Here is a 16,834-nt window from a genome sequence, read left to right as displayed (position 1 = left end):
TTCCGCTCCGTTATTACGTTCTTACCTTCGGGCCGGCCACACAAAGCCGGCCCGATTGCTTTCTATGCCTATGGCTTTTCTCCGCGAACTTTTTCAAAAGAACGCCTCCACCCTGCTTTCCATGTTTCTGCTGGTGGCGCTGCCCGTGGTGGGCAGTTCCTCGCTTAGCTACGTACTCTACCGCAACCAAGCACTGCTTGAACATCTCACCTTAGGCCAAAGCCTGATTTACTTCGGCATCATTGCCTTCACAATGGCCTTTGCCATCACGCCCACTACGTTTGTGGCTCTGGTCACAGGCTTTTATCTAGGTTGGGCGGGGCTACCGGGTATGGTGCTGGCCTATGCCCTCGCGGCCCTCGTGGGCTACCAAATAGCTACCTCCCTCGACCATGGTAAGATGCTTCAGTTTTTGCACCACTTCCCCAAGGCCGAAGCTGTCATGCGCGAACTAAAGCACGACAGCTGGCAGCTCATCATCCTGACGCGCATTTCGCCGGTACTTCCCTTCGCCCTGATGACTTTCGTGCTGGCCGTAATGCGCGTAGACCGTCGGCGCTTCTTACTGGCCTCGGTGATAGGCATGCTACCACGAAGCTTATTTTTTTATTGGCTTGGCACGAAAGCACAGGATGTATTCTCGCTTTTGAAAGACCCCGATACCGGCACGGCTGGCAAATTGCTTGTCATTGGGCTCGTGGCCGTGTCGTTGTTTGGTCTCTATTTTCTCTTCAACCGAGCTCTAAAACGTGCCCTAAGTGGTAGTGCAAACAAAAAGCAGTGAAAAATTTAAAACTGACTTTCAAGAGCTTGCAGCTTCGCGAGCAATATTTTCACTCTAAATATGCCAGTAGGCTTGCCGAACTAAAATTTAAGCCGTTATCTTTGTGCTCCGCAAAGGAAAAGGGTTGTGTAGCTCAATTGGATAGAGCATCTGACTACGAATCAGAAGGTTTAAGGTTCGACTCCTTACACGACCACAAGAAACCCTCTCAGTAAGTTACTGAGAGGGTTTTTGCTTTTACACGGAATACTCTTCAATACCTATCTGCGTTAACAACTCTAAGAAGCTCGAGTGTCTTTGGGCAAAAGGTTGACTTAGTTACTAGATAGATAACGTTAGACCGAGCTGGACTTTCATAATGAAATGTTCGGCTCGGTCCTTTTTTTGCAGCAGCTTCAATGAGTAACACATCTGAACACTGCGTTGCAGACCTGCACTATTACTCTTATCGAAAGCATCGATAACTAGATAGCTTGCGCTAACTAGCGCCCAAAGAAGATTCTCTTAAATAACAATTGACCTATGAAATCAATAATTATTGCCTCCTGGCTGCTGCTCTCCTCTGTTGGCCTGTATGCTCAAACCTCTGCCAGTCCTACCCTGCCGGTTGACACGGAAACCAAACGAGTGACTTATACTGGAGTTGTTGCTGTGGATGGGGTAAGTCAAAACGAACTATATACCCGTGCCAAACTATGGCTCTTCCTAACATTTGACGAGGCCAAGGATGTTGTCAAAGTGGATGAGAAAGATGCTGGTTTACTAATTATCCGCGCTTACACTGACCTACCTGTTCGGTCTTCACAGTCAGATTTCGAACCTACAAACCGTGAAGTAGGCTATACGATGATGTTGAATTTCAAGGACGGACGCTATAAGTACACCCTCACTAATTATAATTTGGTAGTTGAGGGCAGAACTATCCCAATCGAGAAAGAAATAACTGCACAGTTAAGCAAGCCTAAGGATAAAGGTGTTTTTGCTGCACAACAATATGCAGAAAAGGTTGGCATTTATGCGAAATCACTTGCACAAAGCCTCGATGTCACCCTCCACAAACCTGTTTCCGGCGAAAATGACTGGTAATGATGCATCAACTTGTATGGCCTCTTAACTGTAGCAATGCACTAGCAAATACAGTTGTTGATCCTACTTACACCGCAAAGCCAGCAGCTACCCCTGCCCTACTAGTAGAGGCGTTTGATTTGGTATCCTTTTGAGAAAGGCCGCATTGCTAACGCCTTTACCTACGCCTCGTCTTTAGAATTTGATAACAGCCTCGTTACGAGTTGTAACGAGGCTATATACTCCTTACTTCCAACACTGTTGCTGGCAATTGAAGCCTTGGTATGCACCGAGGCTTTTGCCTTAAAGACAGTAGCGTTTAAGCGGGTACTTGAGTAGTCTGAATTGCTACTTCAACCTCACAATGTTCGTCAAGGGAAAGAACTGTTTCTTGCTTTCTCAGCATGACAGCCCACACAGCAGCCGGTAGCCAACCAACAATCGTTGCTTGCAGAAAAGCACACAGAATACCCCTGAATAGATGACCAGCTAGCAACATGCTGAGACCGGGTAAAAGCAAAGCTAAAAGCATAACAAGCTAGGTAGACACTATTTTGCATGCAACCTACATAATTATATTACAACGGTAAAATACAAAGTAAAGATTAAGGATTAAGCCCGCGCAGAACAAGGTATTCTTCTACTTGCACTAAGAAAGCAACTTGGCTTGGTGGGCAGCGCTGATAATGGCTGGCGCATTCTTGATAGTTGCCAGTACCACCTCTTTAGCGGCTTGCTTTAGTTCGTCTTTGCTTATATCTCTGGTTTCCTCTAGCACCAAGTCGCCCATCGTTTTGAAAGCCAATGTCAAGGCTTTGCGTTTCGGTCTTTCTTCCCTCAGTTGCTCGTAAACCAAAGCAATCTGAGCGTTGATCTTGAGCCGACGGGTATGAAAAACCGAATCATTAACTACTACAGGCTGTATGGTTTCCAGCAGTTTCACTAATGGCAGCAGTTTGGTTGCTGTCGAAACTATAGCGCCATCTAGCCGGTGGCGTTTACTGTTGCCTGGCACCTCATTCACTCCAACAGAACCGGCTGTGTTGGAGTTGATGCTATTGCCAGGATGAGCACAGCCTTGCTCTGCTGGCACTTCATCTACATTTAAACCCATGTCATAAATATATGCAATACCTTCTCGTACTAAGTACTTGTAAAGTATTGCATTACTTATCTAAATACAACTCCACAGAGCAGTATACAGGGTTTCAACATGTAATTCTCGTTAGGCACTGAGAGTCTAAAATAGCTTTCAGTGCCTATAAGCTATAAGTATAGCTAAGTTTCAACCAGTCGTACAGGTTCTTTAGTTGTCAGCTACTTCAAAGGTGGGAACAGGCGCCGACCCAAGGCTAATCACTGTGCTTGAATCGGAGACGTAGGTTCCGGCGGGAGCGGGCACATGCGCCACCACTCCATCGGCTGGGGCCTGAACAAACACGAAAGTTACTTGCTTGGGCGCGCTTGCCATCTTTTGCCGGGCAGTTTCCAGTTGCTTGCGAGTCTGTTCTAACGCTTGCGCTGAAACCTGCTTGGGGTTGGCGCCAAGCAGCTGGCTGTACTGCTGCTTAGCTTGCTGAAACTCTTGTTCGGCTTGCTGCTGGCCTACCGTATGAAGTGGTACCAGAAGTTTGGCCAGTACCTGCCCACGCTTCACTCGACTGCCGCTTTGCACATACACTTCCCATACCCGGCCGGTGGCAGCGGCAGGCAAGTGACGTACTGGGCCAGTAAACGAAGGCGAAGCCAGCACTTTTTCCTCGCTAGCAATACGAGGACACCCCTGCGACAGAATAGCTCCAGCTGCCAGAATAACGCCAAGTAGAGAAATAAGGAATAGAGTCTTGGTTTTCATAATATGGAGACAGAGACATGAGTGCCGGAAACTCTCCCGTTGCTTGTCAGCAACCTGCGCTCCAAGGGGTAGACGGATCAACAACCGAAACCTTGCTTTTTTTGAATACTTTTTTTTCTCGGATGCAGCCTGCAAGTTTTGACGCTTACAGCAGGAGCAGCTAAAAGCACAAATCCTTGTGAGAACTCACAGGCTAGTTAAATAGTAGTTACTTAATTGTTCATCAACAATATAGTGCGCGCTAGAGCGTAATGTACTCAACTGCTAACTCCCCTGTTTTGAAGCTTGACTGCATCGGGTAGGTGACCATGAAATGCGCTCAGGCAACGTGTCTCACAGCAGATATGTACAACTTCCAAATGTTGCGCTTTACCTTTGGGCTATGAACCGCAAACAACTTATTGCTCAGGCAGCCTTGCAACTGTTCGCGGAGAGAGGATTTGAGAATACCTCCACAGCGCTAATTGCAAAAGCTGCTGAGGTATCAGAAGCTCTTATATTCAAGCATTTTGGCAACAAAGACCATTTGCTCGACTATATTATCCGGAGCGGCTACAAGCGCATAATCGAGCAAAACCGTGGACGGCTGCCCGAAAATGCGCCATTAGAGCTGATTTATAGGATTATTGACCTGCCGTATACTTTGGTGCAGGAAGAGCCTGCCTTTTGGAAACTGCAAAACCGGCTTGTCGACGTGCCAGTGGCGCGTACGCAGCACGAGCGGTTTTTGCAGCCGTTACCGGGCTTGCTTACTACGGCCTTCCAGCAGCTAGGCTATCAGCAACCCGACAAGGAAGCGCGCCTGTTAATGTTGCTTGTGGAAGTACTCTGGAAGAGTCTAGCTACGCAAGATCCCGCCGATATTCCTGAAATGCTGGCCTTCATCAAAACGAAGTATAGTTCTCAGGCTTAAGCCAGTTCCTTACTCATCGATGACAGCTTAGTGTGAGCTTTCATTCGTGAGCTATTCAAGCATTGCAATTGTGTATAGCACAATTTGTCCTACCTCTTTGAATGCAAAGCATTTGAAGTAGGAAAAGCATGTATTCATGCTTTCCGTATTACGGACATTCAAATAAGATAATGCTAGTCCCGTCTGTGAACATACTGTTCACATGGGATACTCATCCCCAATACTAGCTATAACCCAGCAATAAATAATTATATATATGCTTACAATCTAAGCTTAAATAAGTATTTTAGCAGGCCGTATTTCTAGGCCGCCAAACATCTTATAAGTTACTGATTATCTTATTTATATATCATTTTATATCTAATAAAGACAAGCTAACAACAGTAGCTTGGCGTGAATTAAACTAGGCTCATTTCTGTTATTTATACAAATATTCTACAAAATTAATGAGGTTGGTGGCTTTCCGTTTAGAATACCAGATTACGGTAGATGAAGACCGTAACCAGGTAATCTATGAGCGGTTTGAAGAGTTAAGCTTAGCCACCGATGTACCTTTTCACCTGAGTGATTGGCAACGAGCTTTATCGTTTATGAAGCCCAACTTTACGGTACTCTATGACGTGCGCCGCAGAGTAGGACCTAATGTGCGGCTGATGCCTCAGTACCTACGCTTGCATCTGCTTTGGCTGAACGCCCAGGTTGGGGTGGTAGCGGAAGTTCACCCAACGGTTTTCAACATGCATCAAATCAGTAAGAAACTGCGGGAACAAACGAAGCTGCCGGTGCGGCTATTCACTGACCGCACCGCAGCCGAGGCCTTTCTCCACGATTTCCGTTTGGGATTGGCGGCCTGACCGATAAAGCCCGTGCGGGGTTGGGCCGGGCTGCCTATCTTTGCAGCCGTATATACAGTTAGACCCAACGTTTTGGGAGCTTTCTGTGTTTACATACGGGGCCTCGGCCGCCGTTTGTTTGTTCTCACTTTTCGCTGATGAATTCCATTTCCACCGATATCTGTATTATCGGAGCCGGTCCTGTGGGACTGTTCGCCGTATTTGAAGCTGGATTGTTGAAGTTGCGCTGCCACGTAGTAGACGCATTACCCCAAGTAGGCGGGCAACTTTCCGAGATTTACCCAAAGAAGCCCATCTACGACATCCCTGGGTTTCCTGATATTCTGGCTGGTGATTTGGTACGTAACCTCATGCGCCAGATCGAGCCCTTCCACCCTACCTTCACCCTCGGCGAGCGAGTTGAGCGTTTTGCCAAGCTCGAAGATGGCTCGTTTCAGCTCTTCACTACCGACGGCACCGAGATTATGTGTAAGGCCATTGCTATTGCAGGTGGCCTAGGTTCGTTTGAGCCACGCAAGCCTGCCATCGAGAGCCTCGAAAACTACGAGAGCGGCAAAGGCGTGTACTACATGGTGCGCGACCCCGAGACATTCCGCGACCAACGCCTCGTCATTGCGGGCGGTGGCGACTCTGCTCTTGACTGGACTATCTTCCTGGCCGATGTAGCCAAGGAAGTGACGCTTGTACACCGCGGCACCACTTTCCGCGGCGCCGCCGATTCGGCGGAGAAAGTGAAGGCTCTGCACGAAGCGGGCCGGGCCCGGTTGGTACTGAGCAGCAACGTAACGCACGTGCACGGCAATGGCAAGCTCAATGCCGTAACCATCACCGCCAACGACGGTACCGCCGAAACACTGGATGTAGATTCGTTTATTCCGCTGTTCGGCCTCACGCCTAAACTCGGTCCGATCGAGGATTGGGGCTTGGAGCTAGAAGACAACGCAGTGAAAGTGAACACCGTCGATTACTCGACGTCGGTGCCGGGCATCTTCGCTATCGGGGACATCAACACATATCCGGGCAAGCTGAAGCTGATCTTGTGCGGATTCCACGAGGCGGCTCTTATGTGCCAGGGCGCTTTCAAGTACATCAACCCCGACAAGAAGTACGTGCTTAAGTACACCACCGTCAACGGGGTGCCAACGCTGTAATCAGTCGCCAGCCGTGAGTTGTAAGTTGCCAGTTCGTTCACCGGGCTATTTTCGCAACCTACAACTCACGGCTGGCAATTGACAACTGAAAATATATGACCGACGAAGTACGCGTTTACGTGGAGGAGCCCACCGGGCAACGCACGGAAGTGGTAGGACCTACTGATATGGGCCTGAACTTGATGGAACTGTTGAAAGCCAGCGGCTACGACATTCAAGCTACCTGCGGTGGTATGGCCTTGTGCGGCACCTGCCACATTGAAGTGCTAGGTGGTCCCGACCTCGACGAGCCCGGCGACGATGAAATGGCGATGCTGGAAAGCTTGCCCATCTTAAGTCCCGGTAGCCGCCTTTCCTGTCAGATTCGTATTACCGAGCGCCTTGAGGGCCTGGTGCTACGCCTGATGCCACAGACCGCCTAACCCGCCGTAGCGCACACGCGTCCGCTACCCGTTCGACTTTGTTGCTCGTACTTAACTTACCGCAGCCTAGTAGGCTGCGGTTTTTTGTTGTACCTGCTGCTGTAATCCAGAACGAACGGCTGCCGCTATGCTAAGCGCTTTCACGTAGCAGGCTGGTGGTTTTGCTGCTTGCCCGGTGTTGCTTGGCATACTCGGAAGGCGACATGCTGTAGGTTTTTTGGAACATCTTCCGGAAGTTCTTGCTGTCGTCGATACCCACTTGGGCGGCCACTTCGGTGATGCGCAATTGCGTATCGGCTAGCAGTTGAGCAGCGCGCTTCATGCGCACATCCCGGATAAACTCGACCACCGATTGGCCAGTAATACTCTTGAGGCGGCGGTAAAACACCGACTGGCTCATGCCTATTTCCCGTACCAACAGAGGCACGGTAAATTCCGAGTCTTCGAGGTGCGACTCTACAATGCGCAACACAGTTTCCAAGAACACCTTATCGGCATCGGGCATGCTTATTTCGGAAGGCTGAAGTAGGGCCTGCCGCTGGTAGTAGTCGCGCAGTTTGTGCCGGTTGTGTAGCAGCGACGCCACCTTTGCTTGCAAGAGCTTCGGGTTGAAAGGCTTGCTGCAATAGTCATCGGCGCCGGTTTCTAGGCCTTCCTGCTCGTGCATGGCTGCTGTGCGCGCTGTGAGCAGCAAAACCGGAATGTGCATGGTTTTGGGACTTTGCTTGATTTTCTGGCACAGTTCCAACCCATTACTGCGCGGCATCATAATGTCGCTGATAATTAGGTCGGGAAGCAGAGCCACGGCCTTTTTCCAGCCTTCCGCGCCATCCGCGGCTACGGCCACGCAAAACGCGGGTTCGAATAGCTGCCGTAGGTACTCGCGCATTTCCTCGTTGTCTTCCACCACTAGTAGTTGCCCCGCGCCATCTGGCAATGCCACCGTAGGCGTGAAAACAGCGGCGTCTTCTACTTCCGAATAGACCACGGGCACAAACGCCGCTTCCTCCGAGGAGGGCAACGTCTCGGCAACCAAATCGGCTTCCGCCAAATGCCCGCTATCGAATGGCAACCGCACCGTGAAGGTAGTACCTACTCCTACTTGGCTTTGCACGCTCACTTCGCCGGCGTGCCGCTCCACCAACTGCTTCACCAACGACAAACCTATGCCGGTGCCTACCATGCGCAAGGTGTCGGTGTGAGACGCTTGGTAGTACACGTCGAAGATGCGGTCTAGGTCGGTGGGCTTCATGCCGACGCCCCAATCTCGCACCTCAATTTCCAGGTAGTTGTCTTGCAGCATTTGCTGTTGCACTAGGCCTTCATGCTCAGGATTCCCGACGGCAGTTACCCGAAGCTGGATTTTGCCGCCTTCCTTGGTGTATTTGAAAGCGTTGGCCAGCAGGTTGGTTAGCACGATTTCCAGCTGCCGGGAATCGAAGTATAAGGGTACGGCCTCGGAAGGAGCTATTAGCGTGTACTCTAGCTGCCGCTCTTCGGCCTTGAGTTTGAAAATGAGGAAGATTTCTGTCAGGAACCCCACCACATCGTGGCGGCTGGCGCGTAGCGGAATGTGGCCCGATTCCACCTTACGGAAATCTAGCAGCTGGTTGACCAACCCTAAGAGCTTGCGCGTCTGCCGGTGCATGAGCAACACTTTGTCTTTCAGCCCCCCCAATTGTCCGGCCACGTTCATAAGCTCTTCCATAGGCGCCAAGATCAGGGAAAGCGGCGTCCGCAGCTCGTGGGAGACGTTGGTAAAGAAATCTAGCTTCAGGGCTAGCACTTCCTTTTCCTTGGCGACTTGAAAGCGGTCCAGCGCCAGTTGGTTTTGGGCAGCCTGCTGCTGTATTTCCATGCGGCGGTAGAACGCCAATGCCAGCAATACGCCAGCAGCGTATAGCGCGTAGGCCCACCACGTACGCCACCGCGGCGGCAACACGGTTAGGTGCAAGGTGGCTGGCTGCTTCGACCAGATACCGTCGCCGTTGCTGGCTTTCACCCGCAGCGTATAGTCGCCGGAGGGCAGGTTGGCGAAGCTGGCCGTGCGCTGGCCGGGCGGAATCTGAATCCAACGGTCGTTGTAGCCTTCCAGTAGGTAGGCGTAGCGGTTCTTACCCGGATTAGCGTAGTTTAAGCCCGTAAAATCAAGCGCGAAATCATTCTCGGCATCTTTAATCTCAATGTTTTGGAGCCGCGCTATGGTTTGAGGTAGCAGCACCCGGTCGTTGATTACCTCCCCTACTACCACCGGCCGGCCCGCCAAGCGTAAGCCCGTAATGCGAACATCGGGCGGAAAAGGATTGGGTAGAATAGCTTCGGGCTTGAAGTAACTGACGCCGTTGATGCCCCCGAAATACATGGTGCCATTGCGGCTCCGATACGCCGACCCGACCTTGAAAGAGTAGTTCTGCAAGCCATCGGCAGCATCGTAGTGCAAATATTTCCGAGTAGTTGGGTTGAAGCAATAAAGCCCGCCGCCCCCAATCCAGAGGTTGCCTTTCTCGTCAGCCAACAGGCTTTCGATGTCGGTTTCGGGTAGCCACTGGCTATAGCGCCGGATAGTTTCGTGGCCTTGGGCATCGGTACGGAGTTGGTGCAGCCCGCCTCCTATGGTACCAATCCAGAGTGTGCCTTGTCGGTCGAGCAGCAGCGGGCAGGCGTAGCTCACTTGCAGGCTATTGCTGTCTTGGCTGTTGTACTGAAATTGCCGCAGCACCGCCACAGAATCAGACAACAAGCGCAGTTTCAGCAGACCAGCATTGCGGGTGCTGGCCCACAGCACATCCTGCTGACGGTCATAGAGCAAGTAAGTGAACCTCTCAGTAGGCAACTCGGAATTTTGGGGGCGGTAGGCTTTCAGGAAATGGCCTTCCCTATCGAACTGCAATAGGCCCTGCGTGAGCGTAGCCACCCAAATGTTGCCGTATCGGTCTTCGATAATGCCCTCTACCGACGTCTCGGCCAGATTTAACTGGTTGGGCAGCGTGGTGTAGGCGCGCGTGACTTCGCGCCCATCCTGGCGCTGCAGCGTTATCAACCCATTGTAGTGCGTGCCTAACCACAGCAACCCATTAGAAGCCTGAAAAATGGTCGATATGTCTACGCCTTGCGTATTGGCAGGGGCTTTGCCGGTCAGGTAGTTACGGTAGGACTTCTGGGTTAAATCGTAGCAGGAAAGGCCGTTGCGAGTACCAAGCCAGAGCAGGTTGCGCGCTTCTTCCTTGTAGATGGCATTAACAAAGTTGTTGGGCAGCGTCGGGGTCTTGGTAATCTGCTGACTGAGGTGCCCGAATGGCTTTTGCCGCAAATCCACCCGATTCAACCCTCCGGCCGAAGCAGCCAGCCACAGAATCTGGTTTTTATCCTCGAAAATCTGATGAACCCGCTCGGAGTTGATGCCATAAGACTCGCCCGGCTCTGGCAGAAACGTGGCCGCCTCGTGGGGCTGAAGCGGGATGCTATGTCCGGTTGCGAACGCCGCCTCCCACAGATGCAACCCGTAATTGGTGCCCACCCACAGCCGCCGAAACGAATCGAGGTAGAGCGTTTGAGCATCCTGAAAATCCGCGGACAACGGCTGTGCAGTTCCTAGCTGCCCGGTTTGCCGATCCTGACTAGCCACCCAAAAAACTTGCTGGCCAGTACTCACCCATAAGTCGCCCTGCTGATCGAGGTGAAGCTGGCGGACAGTAGTGGCAGGAAAGGTGGTAGGTTGGGCAGCCAGCTCGGTGGTGACTGTGCGCGGTACCTGCACCACCTGAAGCCCACTGCCAGCCGTACCAACCCAAACTTTTCCGACAGGATCGGCGACTAAACTAGCAACCTCGTAGTCCAGCATCTGCTGTTTAAAGAGCCGTACTTTACGCACGGCTATGGGTTGGTCGTGCTTGTTTAGCGTGAGGTGAAACAGGCCTGCATTGCGCGTACCTATCCACAGGCTGCCCCGAGCATCTGAAGTCAGGGCGGTTACTTCGGTTTGAGACAGTTGCCGGGCCAGTTGCCGGGCTGCCGGTGGCAAGTGGTTTTCGCTTAGCCCGATAAACTTGTCGGTACCGGCATCGTAGCAACTGACACCGGTGTTTTGAGTACCTACCCAGAGCCGACCGTTGGCGCCCACGTGCAGCATTCGGATGCGGTTGCCCGATAAGCCGTTCAACGGGTTTACGGGCAGGAAATACGTTTTGAGTTCGTAGCCGTCGTAGCGGTTAAGGCCTTTATTGGTGCCCACCCACACAAACCCCTCTTTGTCTTCGGCTACCGTGATGGCGTCGCTGTGCGACAAGCCTTCCGTGATGGTGACGTGCTCGAAGCGCAATTCGTTTAGGCTGCCTTGGGCGTGTCCACGCTGGCTGGCTACGCTTAGCAGCCAGAGCAGGAAGAAAAAAGCATAAGTAAACTTCCAATTCATAGCTCGTTGCATGAAGCGGTTAGCACGACAAGCGCCCTGCGGGCGTCCAACGAGACAGCAAAGAGGCAACGGTCAGCTTCCTCACCAACTGAGCAACTACAGCTACCGAAAGCAGAGCTTCAAAACGTTGATTATTGGGCATTTACAAGTCGATAGATCCGAACAGCTCGAAAGAAAGGGGGTATTGCAAAGCCTAATTTATCCCCTTTTTTGACTTAAAATACCCCTGTCCATCGGATTCAAGGACGATACTTTTGAATAATTCAAAGTGCCGCCTTGAAACTACAAGTGTTTCTAGCCGCCTTTTCGACTTCTTAACGCCAACGATTGCGGCCAATCTGGCAATCGTTTGTGAAGGCTGCTGGCCTCTCGCTAGTTCCTACTTCCAGTAAGACCCCACATTCAAATTCCCTTTTTTATGAAAGTTAAATGGCTACTCCTAGGTGGGCTGTTTTGGTCGGTTCGGCCAGTTCATGCGCAACCTTTATTCCGACTAGTCGGAGCAGACACCGAGCCGGCAACGTCGAGCCATCAGTTGCTGGCTGACACCGACGACACCAACCTGCCACCGGCCACTACTATCTCGGGCCGCATCACCGACGACAAGGGCGAAGGCCTCCCGGGTGCCTCGGTATTGGTAAAAGGCACGACGGTCGGGACGGCCACTGATGCGCAGGGCAGATTCACGCTGACGGTGCCCGACGGCAATACCAACGGCACGTTGGTCGTATCGTTTCTAGGCTATTTGTCGCAGGAAGTAGCCATTGGCGGCCGCACCGAAATCAACGTGATACTGCGGTCCGATGCCAAGTCGCTGGACGAGGTGGTAGTGGTGGGTTACGGCACGCAGAAGCGGGAAGACGTGACGGGCTCGGTGGCCTCGGTGCCCACGGACCGCCTAGAGAAAATCCCGGTTTCGAACGTGGGACAAGCCTTGCAAGGCGCCGTAGCGGGCGTCACCATCACGGCGCCGTCGAGCGTACCGGGCAGCCAGCCCAACATTCAGATCCGGGGCGTACGCTCGATTACGGCCGGTACCAACCCTTATTTGGTGGTAGACGGCGTACCGTTTCCAGGCAACCTCAACGACATCAACCCCAACGACATTGCCTCCATCGAGATTCTGAAAGATGCCTCCTCGACGGCCATCTATGGTACGCGGGGTTCCAACGGGGTTATTCTGGTGACTACAAAGCGCGGCAAATCCGGCAAGCCTCAGATTCGGTACAACGGCTACGGTGGGCCAGAGTACATGGTCAACAACCTGCACCCGCTCGACGGACCAGCGTTTTCCGAGAAATGGCAGGAGTTTACCCGGCAGCGCGGCATCAACCTGACGCCGGTGCCCAACATCGGGGAGGTGGAAAACTACAATGCCGGCCGCACCACCGACTGGATGGACTTGATTCACCAGCAAGGCTCCATCCAAGACCACAACGCCTCCATTTCGGGGGGCACCGAGGACGTGAAATACTTCGTGTCGGGCGACTATTTCAAGCAGCGGGGTATTATCAAAGGCTACCAGTTTCAGCGCATCAGTTTGCGCTCGAACATTGATGCCACGCTAACCCCTTGGCTGCACGTCGGAACCTCGTCTTTCTACTCCACCTCCAACGACGACGGCGGCCGTGCCGACTTGAGTTTGGCCCAGGTGCTGAGCCCGTATGCCACGCCCTTCAACCCCGATGGCACCTACACCATTTTCCCCCAACCACCCGAGCAATTAGTTAAAAACGCTCTGCTCGGTCTGACCACTCAGCGCGAGGACCGCGTCAACCAGCTCACTGGCACGGGCTACGCCGAGGTAGAACCGACCTTTGTGGAAGGCCTTAAGTACCGGGTGAATGCCACCTATTCGTACCGGCCCGGCCGCTACGCCAACTACACGGGTCGGCCGTTCGGCGACCTGCGCGGCACTGCTCAGCTCATCAACGATGAGCGCCAGAACTACACGGTGGAAAACTTGCTGTTCTACAACAAGACCCTTGGCAAACACCACTTCGACGTAACGGCCCTCTACAGCGCTCAGGAGAACAAGTACTTCACAACTAGCGAAACGGCTACTGGCTTTATCAACGACCGAATCGGCTTTAATAGCATCGGCTCGGGCTCTAATGCCCCGGTTATCAGTTCGTTTAGTGAGCGCCGGACGCTGGTCTCGCAGATGGGGCGCATCAACTACAACTACGACAGCCGCTACTTGCTCACGGTCACGGCCCGGCGCGACGGCTCGTCGGTATTCGGGGTCGATGCCAGCAAGTACGCCACCTTCCCCTCAGTCGCTTTGGGTTGGAACGTGGCCAACGAGTCCTTCTTGAAGGACCAGGAGACCGTGAACTTGCTGAAGCTGCGCTTTTCGTATGGCACAACGGGCAACGAAGGCATTAACCCCTACCAGACCATTACGGGCAATGCACTGCTCCAATACGCCTATGGCGGCGTGGCGGCCACGGGCTTGCGGGCCGACCGCATCGGTAACTCCCGGCTGAAGTGGGAGCAAACCACCAGTACCAACTACGCCGTGGACTTTGGCCTCCTAAAAAACCGCCTCACGGGTACCGTGGAGTACTACAATGCCGAAACCGAGGACCTGCTCCTGAACCGCCAGATTCCGATTATCTCGGGCTACAGCACCATTCTCGACAACGTGGGGTCGGTGCGTAACCGAGGGATAGAGTTAAGTTTGACTACGGCCAACGTGCAGACGCCCGATTTCACGTGGGAAACCACGCTGAACGCCTCGGGTAACCGCAACAAGCTGCTGAGCTTGGGCTACACCGACGCCGATGACATCGGCAACCGCCTCTTCATCGGTCGGTCGTTGGGGGCCGTGTACGATTACGTAAAAACCGGTGTGTGGCAACAGGGCGAAGACCCTACCGGCAAAGACGCTGGTGCCAAGCCCGGCGACCTGAAGTTTGAAGACCTCAACGGCGACGGCCAAATCACGAGCCTCGACCGCAAGTACCTCGGCACGACCTTCCCGAAATGGCAAGGCGGTATTACGAACACCTTTTCGTACAAGGGGTTTAGTTTGCGCGTGTTCATCCGGACGGTTCAAGGCGTACTCAAGAACAACAATAACCTAAACTTCCTGGACTTGGGTGGGCGCCTGAACATTCCGCAGGAGGTAGGCTACTGGACGCCTCAAAACCAGAGCCAAGACCGACCCGGCCTGAGCTACATCAATCCCCGCGGCTACGGCTTCCCCACCAACGGCAGCTTCACGCGCCTTCAGGACGTGACGCTTAACTATACTTTCCCGGCCCCTTTGCTGGAAAAGCTTAAGCTTGGCACGCTATCGGTGTATGTGAGCGGGCGTAACCTCTATACCTGGACCGACTGGGTGGGCTGGGACCCCGAGCAGACCTACACCCTCGGCAACGGCACCGGCAACATCGACAACCCGGTCAGCCTGCTTACTTCGTCCACCAATTTCAGCCCCACCACCAGCGTCAACAGCGGCACGGCGGGCCAGAACCCCAACTTCCCCACCGTGCGGACGTTCGTGTTCGGCCTCAACATCGGTTTGCGCTAACCCTCCCACCCCGATTTATCACTCTGACATATGAAACGTTTTGCGTTAGCATTTACGGCTTTGCTGGTCACGTCCCAGCTCATTAGCTCTTGTAAAGATGATTACTTGGATGAAGCTCCCGCCTCGCTTTATACTCCCCAAGTGGTGCTCGTAGACTCGCTGGGCTTTGAAGCGGCCATGGCGGGTTTGCAGTCGGTGGTGCGTGAGCAGTACACCCGCTCCGACGAGCAAGGCTTGCTTGGCATGATGCAGCTCGGCACCGACGTAGCCATTCCGGGACAGGTGCAGGGCGCCGAGATACCCTATTACAATTACACGCTGCTCAACTCGCAAGACCGGGCCGCGGAAGTGATGTGGAGCTGGGCGTACCGCACCATCAACAACGCCAACCAGATTATCCAGGGCACGGCCACGGCACCTGCTACGCTACGGCAGGGCTACAAAAACCGTATCAGCGCCGAGGCCCGCTTCTTCCGGGCCTACGCCTACGATTTTCTGGCTACGCTCTGGGGCGACGTGCCGCTGATTGACGTGCCCGTTACATCGCCGCGCACCGACTTCACCCGCACCCCCGTGGCTACGGTCAACGACTTCATTGTCGAAGACTTGAAAACCGCTATTCCGAGTTTGCTTCTGGCCAACAGAGTCGCGTCGGGCCGCATCACGCAGGCTGCGGCTCAGCAGCTACTGGGCCAAGTGTATCTGCGCATGAACCAGCCCGCCCTAGCAGAAACGCAGTTGCAAGCCGTTATTTCGAGTGGGCAGTACCGGCTTGTTTCGGCTCGCTACGGCGTGCGTTCCATGCAGCCCGGCGACTATTTCGCCGATATGTTTATCATTGGCAATCAGCGCCGTAGCCAAGGCAATACCGAAGTTATCTGGGGAATTGAGCAGCAGTTGTTGGTGCCCGGCGCTACCACCAATGCGCAGCAACGGCGCATGTGGGTGCCGGCGTACTACAACATCAAGGGCATGGCGCTGGCCGACTCGCTCGGGGGCCGTGGCCTGGGCCGTTTGCGCCTCAGCAACTGGGTGGACTACCGACTGTACACTACCCCCGACATGCGCAACTCGAAATACAACCTCAAGCGGCGCTTCTACTACAATGACCCTACCCAAACCGCTACTTTCGGCAAGCGCGTGACCGGTTTGACGGGCTCTGACACCATCTACAACATCACGCCCTACACCACCAAGTGGAATCAGTTCGACCCTGCCGATACCTTTGGCTTCGGCACCATCAAGGACATCACCATGATGCGTCTGGGCGAAACCTACTTGCTGCTGGCCGAGGCGCAGTTCAAGCAAGGCAAGCTGACCGAAGCCGCAGCCAGCATCAACGCGCTACGGACTCGCGCGCAAGCGCCCCAAGTAACGGCCAGCCAAATGACGCTGAACTTCATTCTCGATGAGCGCGCCCGCGAACTAATTGGGGAAGAACAACGCCGTCTGACGCTGGTACGCACCGGCACCTTGGTAGAGCGCACATTGCGCTTGAACGGCGCATCAGTGACGAATTTGACCGCAAAAAATCTGCTGTTGCCCATTCCGCAGACGTCCATCGACCTGAACAATGGCCTGCTGACCCAAAACACTGGCTATTGATACCGCTAACAGTTGGATAGCGTATTCGTCAGCTTACCGGATACGCCAGCTTTTATTTATCGAGATGCAGGGAGGCGAGCAGCCGTACCTGCGTCTCGATAACCGGCGTCTCACCTGCATCGTAAGTCAAGCGGCCGCTCCAACATCTGCCTTGTCCGGTCGGCACTTCCACACGAGTACGTAACATTGCAGTGCATTTTCGAGGCGAGGTAGCGCCTTCCCTGGCCCTATGCCAA

General features: G+C 53.5%; 12 protein-coding genes and 1 tRNA gene. 9 read left to right on the top strand and 4 right to left on the bottom strand.

Annotation, left to right across the window (positions count from 1 at the left end):
- Positions 1-70: 70 nt before the first annotated feature.
- The 3 genes from P1X16_RS18230 (at position 71) to P1X16_RS18220 (ending at position 1,870) form a co-directional block, all read left to right on the top strand.
- Positions 71-784 (top strand): VTT domain-containing protein, encoded by a 714-nt coding sequence (locus P1X16_RS18230; RefSeq protein ID WP_277231834.1) that lies wholly within the window; start codon positions 71-73, stop codon positions 782-784.
- Between the two features lie 122 nt (positions 785-906).
- A tRNA-Arg gene (locus tag P1X16_RS18225) sits at positions 907-980 on the top strand.
- A 326-nt stretch (positions 981-1,306) separates the two neighbouring features.
- On the top strand, positions 1,307-1,870 hold the full coding sequence (locus P1X16_RS18220; RefSeq protein WP_277231831.1) for a DUF4468 domain-containing protein: 564 nt from the start codon (positions 1,307-1,309) through the stop codon (positions 1,868-1,870).
- Positions 1,871-2,498: 628 nt separating this feature from the next.
- Here P1X16_RS18220 and P1X16_RS18215 read toward each other — a convergent pair.
- Positions 2,499-2,963, bottom strand: a complete 465-nt coding sequence (locus tag P1X16_RS18215; RefSeq protein ID WP_277231828.1) for a hypothetical protein — start codon at positions 2,961-2,963, stop codon at positions 2,499-2,501.
- A gap of 192 nt (positions 2,964-3,155) precedes the next feature.
- On the bottom strand, positions 3,156-3,704 hold the full coding sequence (locus P1X16_RS18210; RefSeq protein WP_277231825.1) for an efflux RND transporter periplasmic adaptor subunit: 549 nt from the start codon (positions 3,702-3,704) through the stop codon (positions 3,156-3,158).
- Between the two features lie 382 nt (positions 3,705-4,086).
- Here P1X16_RS18210 and P1X16_RS18205 point away from each other — a divergent pair, with 382 nt between their 5' ends.
- The 4 genes from P1X16_RS18205 (at position 4,087) to P1X16_RS18190 (ending at position 7,044) form a co-directional block, all read left to right on the top strand.
- Entirely contained in the window at positions 4,087-4,617 is a 531-nt protein-coding gene (locus P1X16_RS18205; protein ID WP_277231822.1) for a TetR/AcrR family transcriptional regulator, read from the top strand.
- Between the two features lie 455 nt (positions 4,618-5,072).
- The gene (locus tag P1X16_RS18200; protein WP_277231819.1) at positions 5,073-5,471 is read left to right on the top strand and encodes a hypothetical protein; all 399 of its coding nucleotides are present in this window, start codon (positions 5,073-5,075) and stop codon (positions 5,469-5,471) included.
- 137 nt (positions 5,472-5,608) lie between these two features.
- Complete coding sequence (locus P1X16_RS18195; protein ID WP_277231816.1) at positions 5,609-6,622, top strand: NAD(P)/FAD-dependent oxidoreductase; 1,014 nt, start codon at positions 5,609-5,611, stop codon at positions 6,620-6,622.
- Between the two features lie 95 nt (positions 6,623-6,717).
- Positions 6,718-7,044, top strand: a complete 327-nt coding sequence (locus P1X16_RS18190; RefSeq protein ID WP_277231813.1) for a 2Fe-2S iron-sulfur cluster-binding protein — start codon at positions 6,718-6,720, stop codon at positions 7,042-7,044.
- Positions 7,045-7,174: 130 nt separating this feature from the next.
- Here P1X16_RS18190 and P1X16_RS18185 read toward each other — a convergent pair whose 3' ends face one another.
- Complete coding sequence (locus tag P1X16_RS18185; RefSeq protein ID WP_277231809.1) at positions 7,175-11,455, bottom strand: hybrid sensor histidine kinase/response regulator transcription factor; 4,281 nt, start codon at positions 11,453-11,455, stop codon at positions 7,175-7,177.
- Positions 11,456-11,873: 418 nt separating this feature from the next.
- Here P1X16_RS18185 and P1X16_RS18180 point away from each other — a divergent pair, with 418 nt between their 5' ends.
- Positions 11,874-14,993 (top strand): TonB-dependent receptor, encoded by a 3,120-nt coding sequence (locus P1X16_RS18180; RefSeq protein ID WP_277231803.1) that lies wholly within the window; start codon positions 11,874-11,876, stop codon positions 14,991-14,993.
- A 30-nt stretch (positions 14,994-15,023) separates the two neighbouring features.
- On the top strand, positions 15,024-16,598 hold the full coding sequence (locus P1X16_RS18175) for a RagB/SusD family nutrient uptake outer membrane protein (RefSeq protein WP_277231797.1): 1,575 nt from the start codon (positions 15,024-15,026) through the stop codon (positions 16,596-16,598).
- Positions 16,599-16,650: 52 nt separating this feature from the next.
- On the opposite strand, the gene P1X16_RS18170 is transcribed toward P1X16_RS18175, so the two are convergent.
- Positions 16,651-16,785 carry a hypothetical protein gene (locus P1X16_RS18170; protein WP_277231794.1) on the bottom strand — a complete coding sequence of 45 codons (135 nt, stop codon included), beginning with the start codon at positions 16,783-16,785 and terminating at the stop codon, positions 16,651-16,653.
- Positions 16,786-16,834 lie beyond the last annotated feature (49 nt).

Origin of the sequence: Hymenobacter sp. YC55, assembly GCF_029433095.1 — a bacterium.
Classification (GTDB): domain Bacteria; phylum Bacteroidota; class Bacteroidia; order Cytophagales; family Hymenobacteraceae; genus Hymenobacter.
Note: the sequence above shows the minus strand (reverse complement) of the source record. Positions and strands in the feature narration are given on the sequence as shown.

Coding starts and splice junctions, on each gene's coding strand:
- P1X16_RS18220 (WP_277231831.1), top strand. CDS start 1,307: ATGAAATCAATAATTATTGCCTCCTGGCTGCTGCTCTCCTCTGTTGGC.
- P1X16_RS18205 (WP_277231822.1), top strand. CDS start 4,087: ATGAACCGCAAACAACTTATTGCTCAGGCAGCCTTGCAACTGTTCGCG.
- P1X16_RS18175 (WP_277231797.1), top strand. CDS start 15,024: ATGAAACGTTTTGCGTTAGCATTTACGGCTTTGCTGGTCACGTCCCAG.
- P1X16_RS18215 (WP_277231828.1), bottom strand. CDS start 2,963: ATGGGTTTAAATGTAGATGAAGTGCCAGCAGAGCAAGGCTGTGCTCAT.
- P1X16_RS18210 (WP_277231825.1), bottom strand. CDS start 3,704: ATGAAAACCAAGACTCTATTCCTTATTTCTCTACTTGGCGTTATTCTG.
- P1X16_RS18230 (WP_277231834.1), top strand. CDS start 71: ATGGCTTTTCTCCGCGAACTTTTTCAAAAGAACGCCTCCACCCTGCTT.
- P1X16_RS18185 (WP_277231809.1), bottom strand. CDS start 11,455: ATGAATTGGAAGTTTACTTATGCTTTTTTCTTCCTGCTCTGGCTGCTA.
- P1X16_RS18180 (WP_277231803.1), top strand. CDS start 11,874: ATGAAAGTTAAATGGCTACTCCTAGGTGGGCTGTTTTGGTCGGTTCGG.
- P1X16_RS18195 (WP_277231816.1), top strand. CDS start 5,609: ATGAATTCCATTTCCACCGATATCTGTATTATCGGAGCCGGTCCTGTG.
- P1X16_RS18190 (WP_277231813.1), top strand. CDS start 6,718: ATGACCGACGAAGTACGCGTTTACGTGGAGGAGCCCACCGGGCAACGC.
- P1X16_RS18170 (WP_277231794.1), bottom strand. CDS start 16,785: ATGTTACGTACTCGTGTGGAAGTGCCGACCGGACAAGGCAGATGTTGG.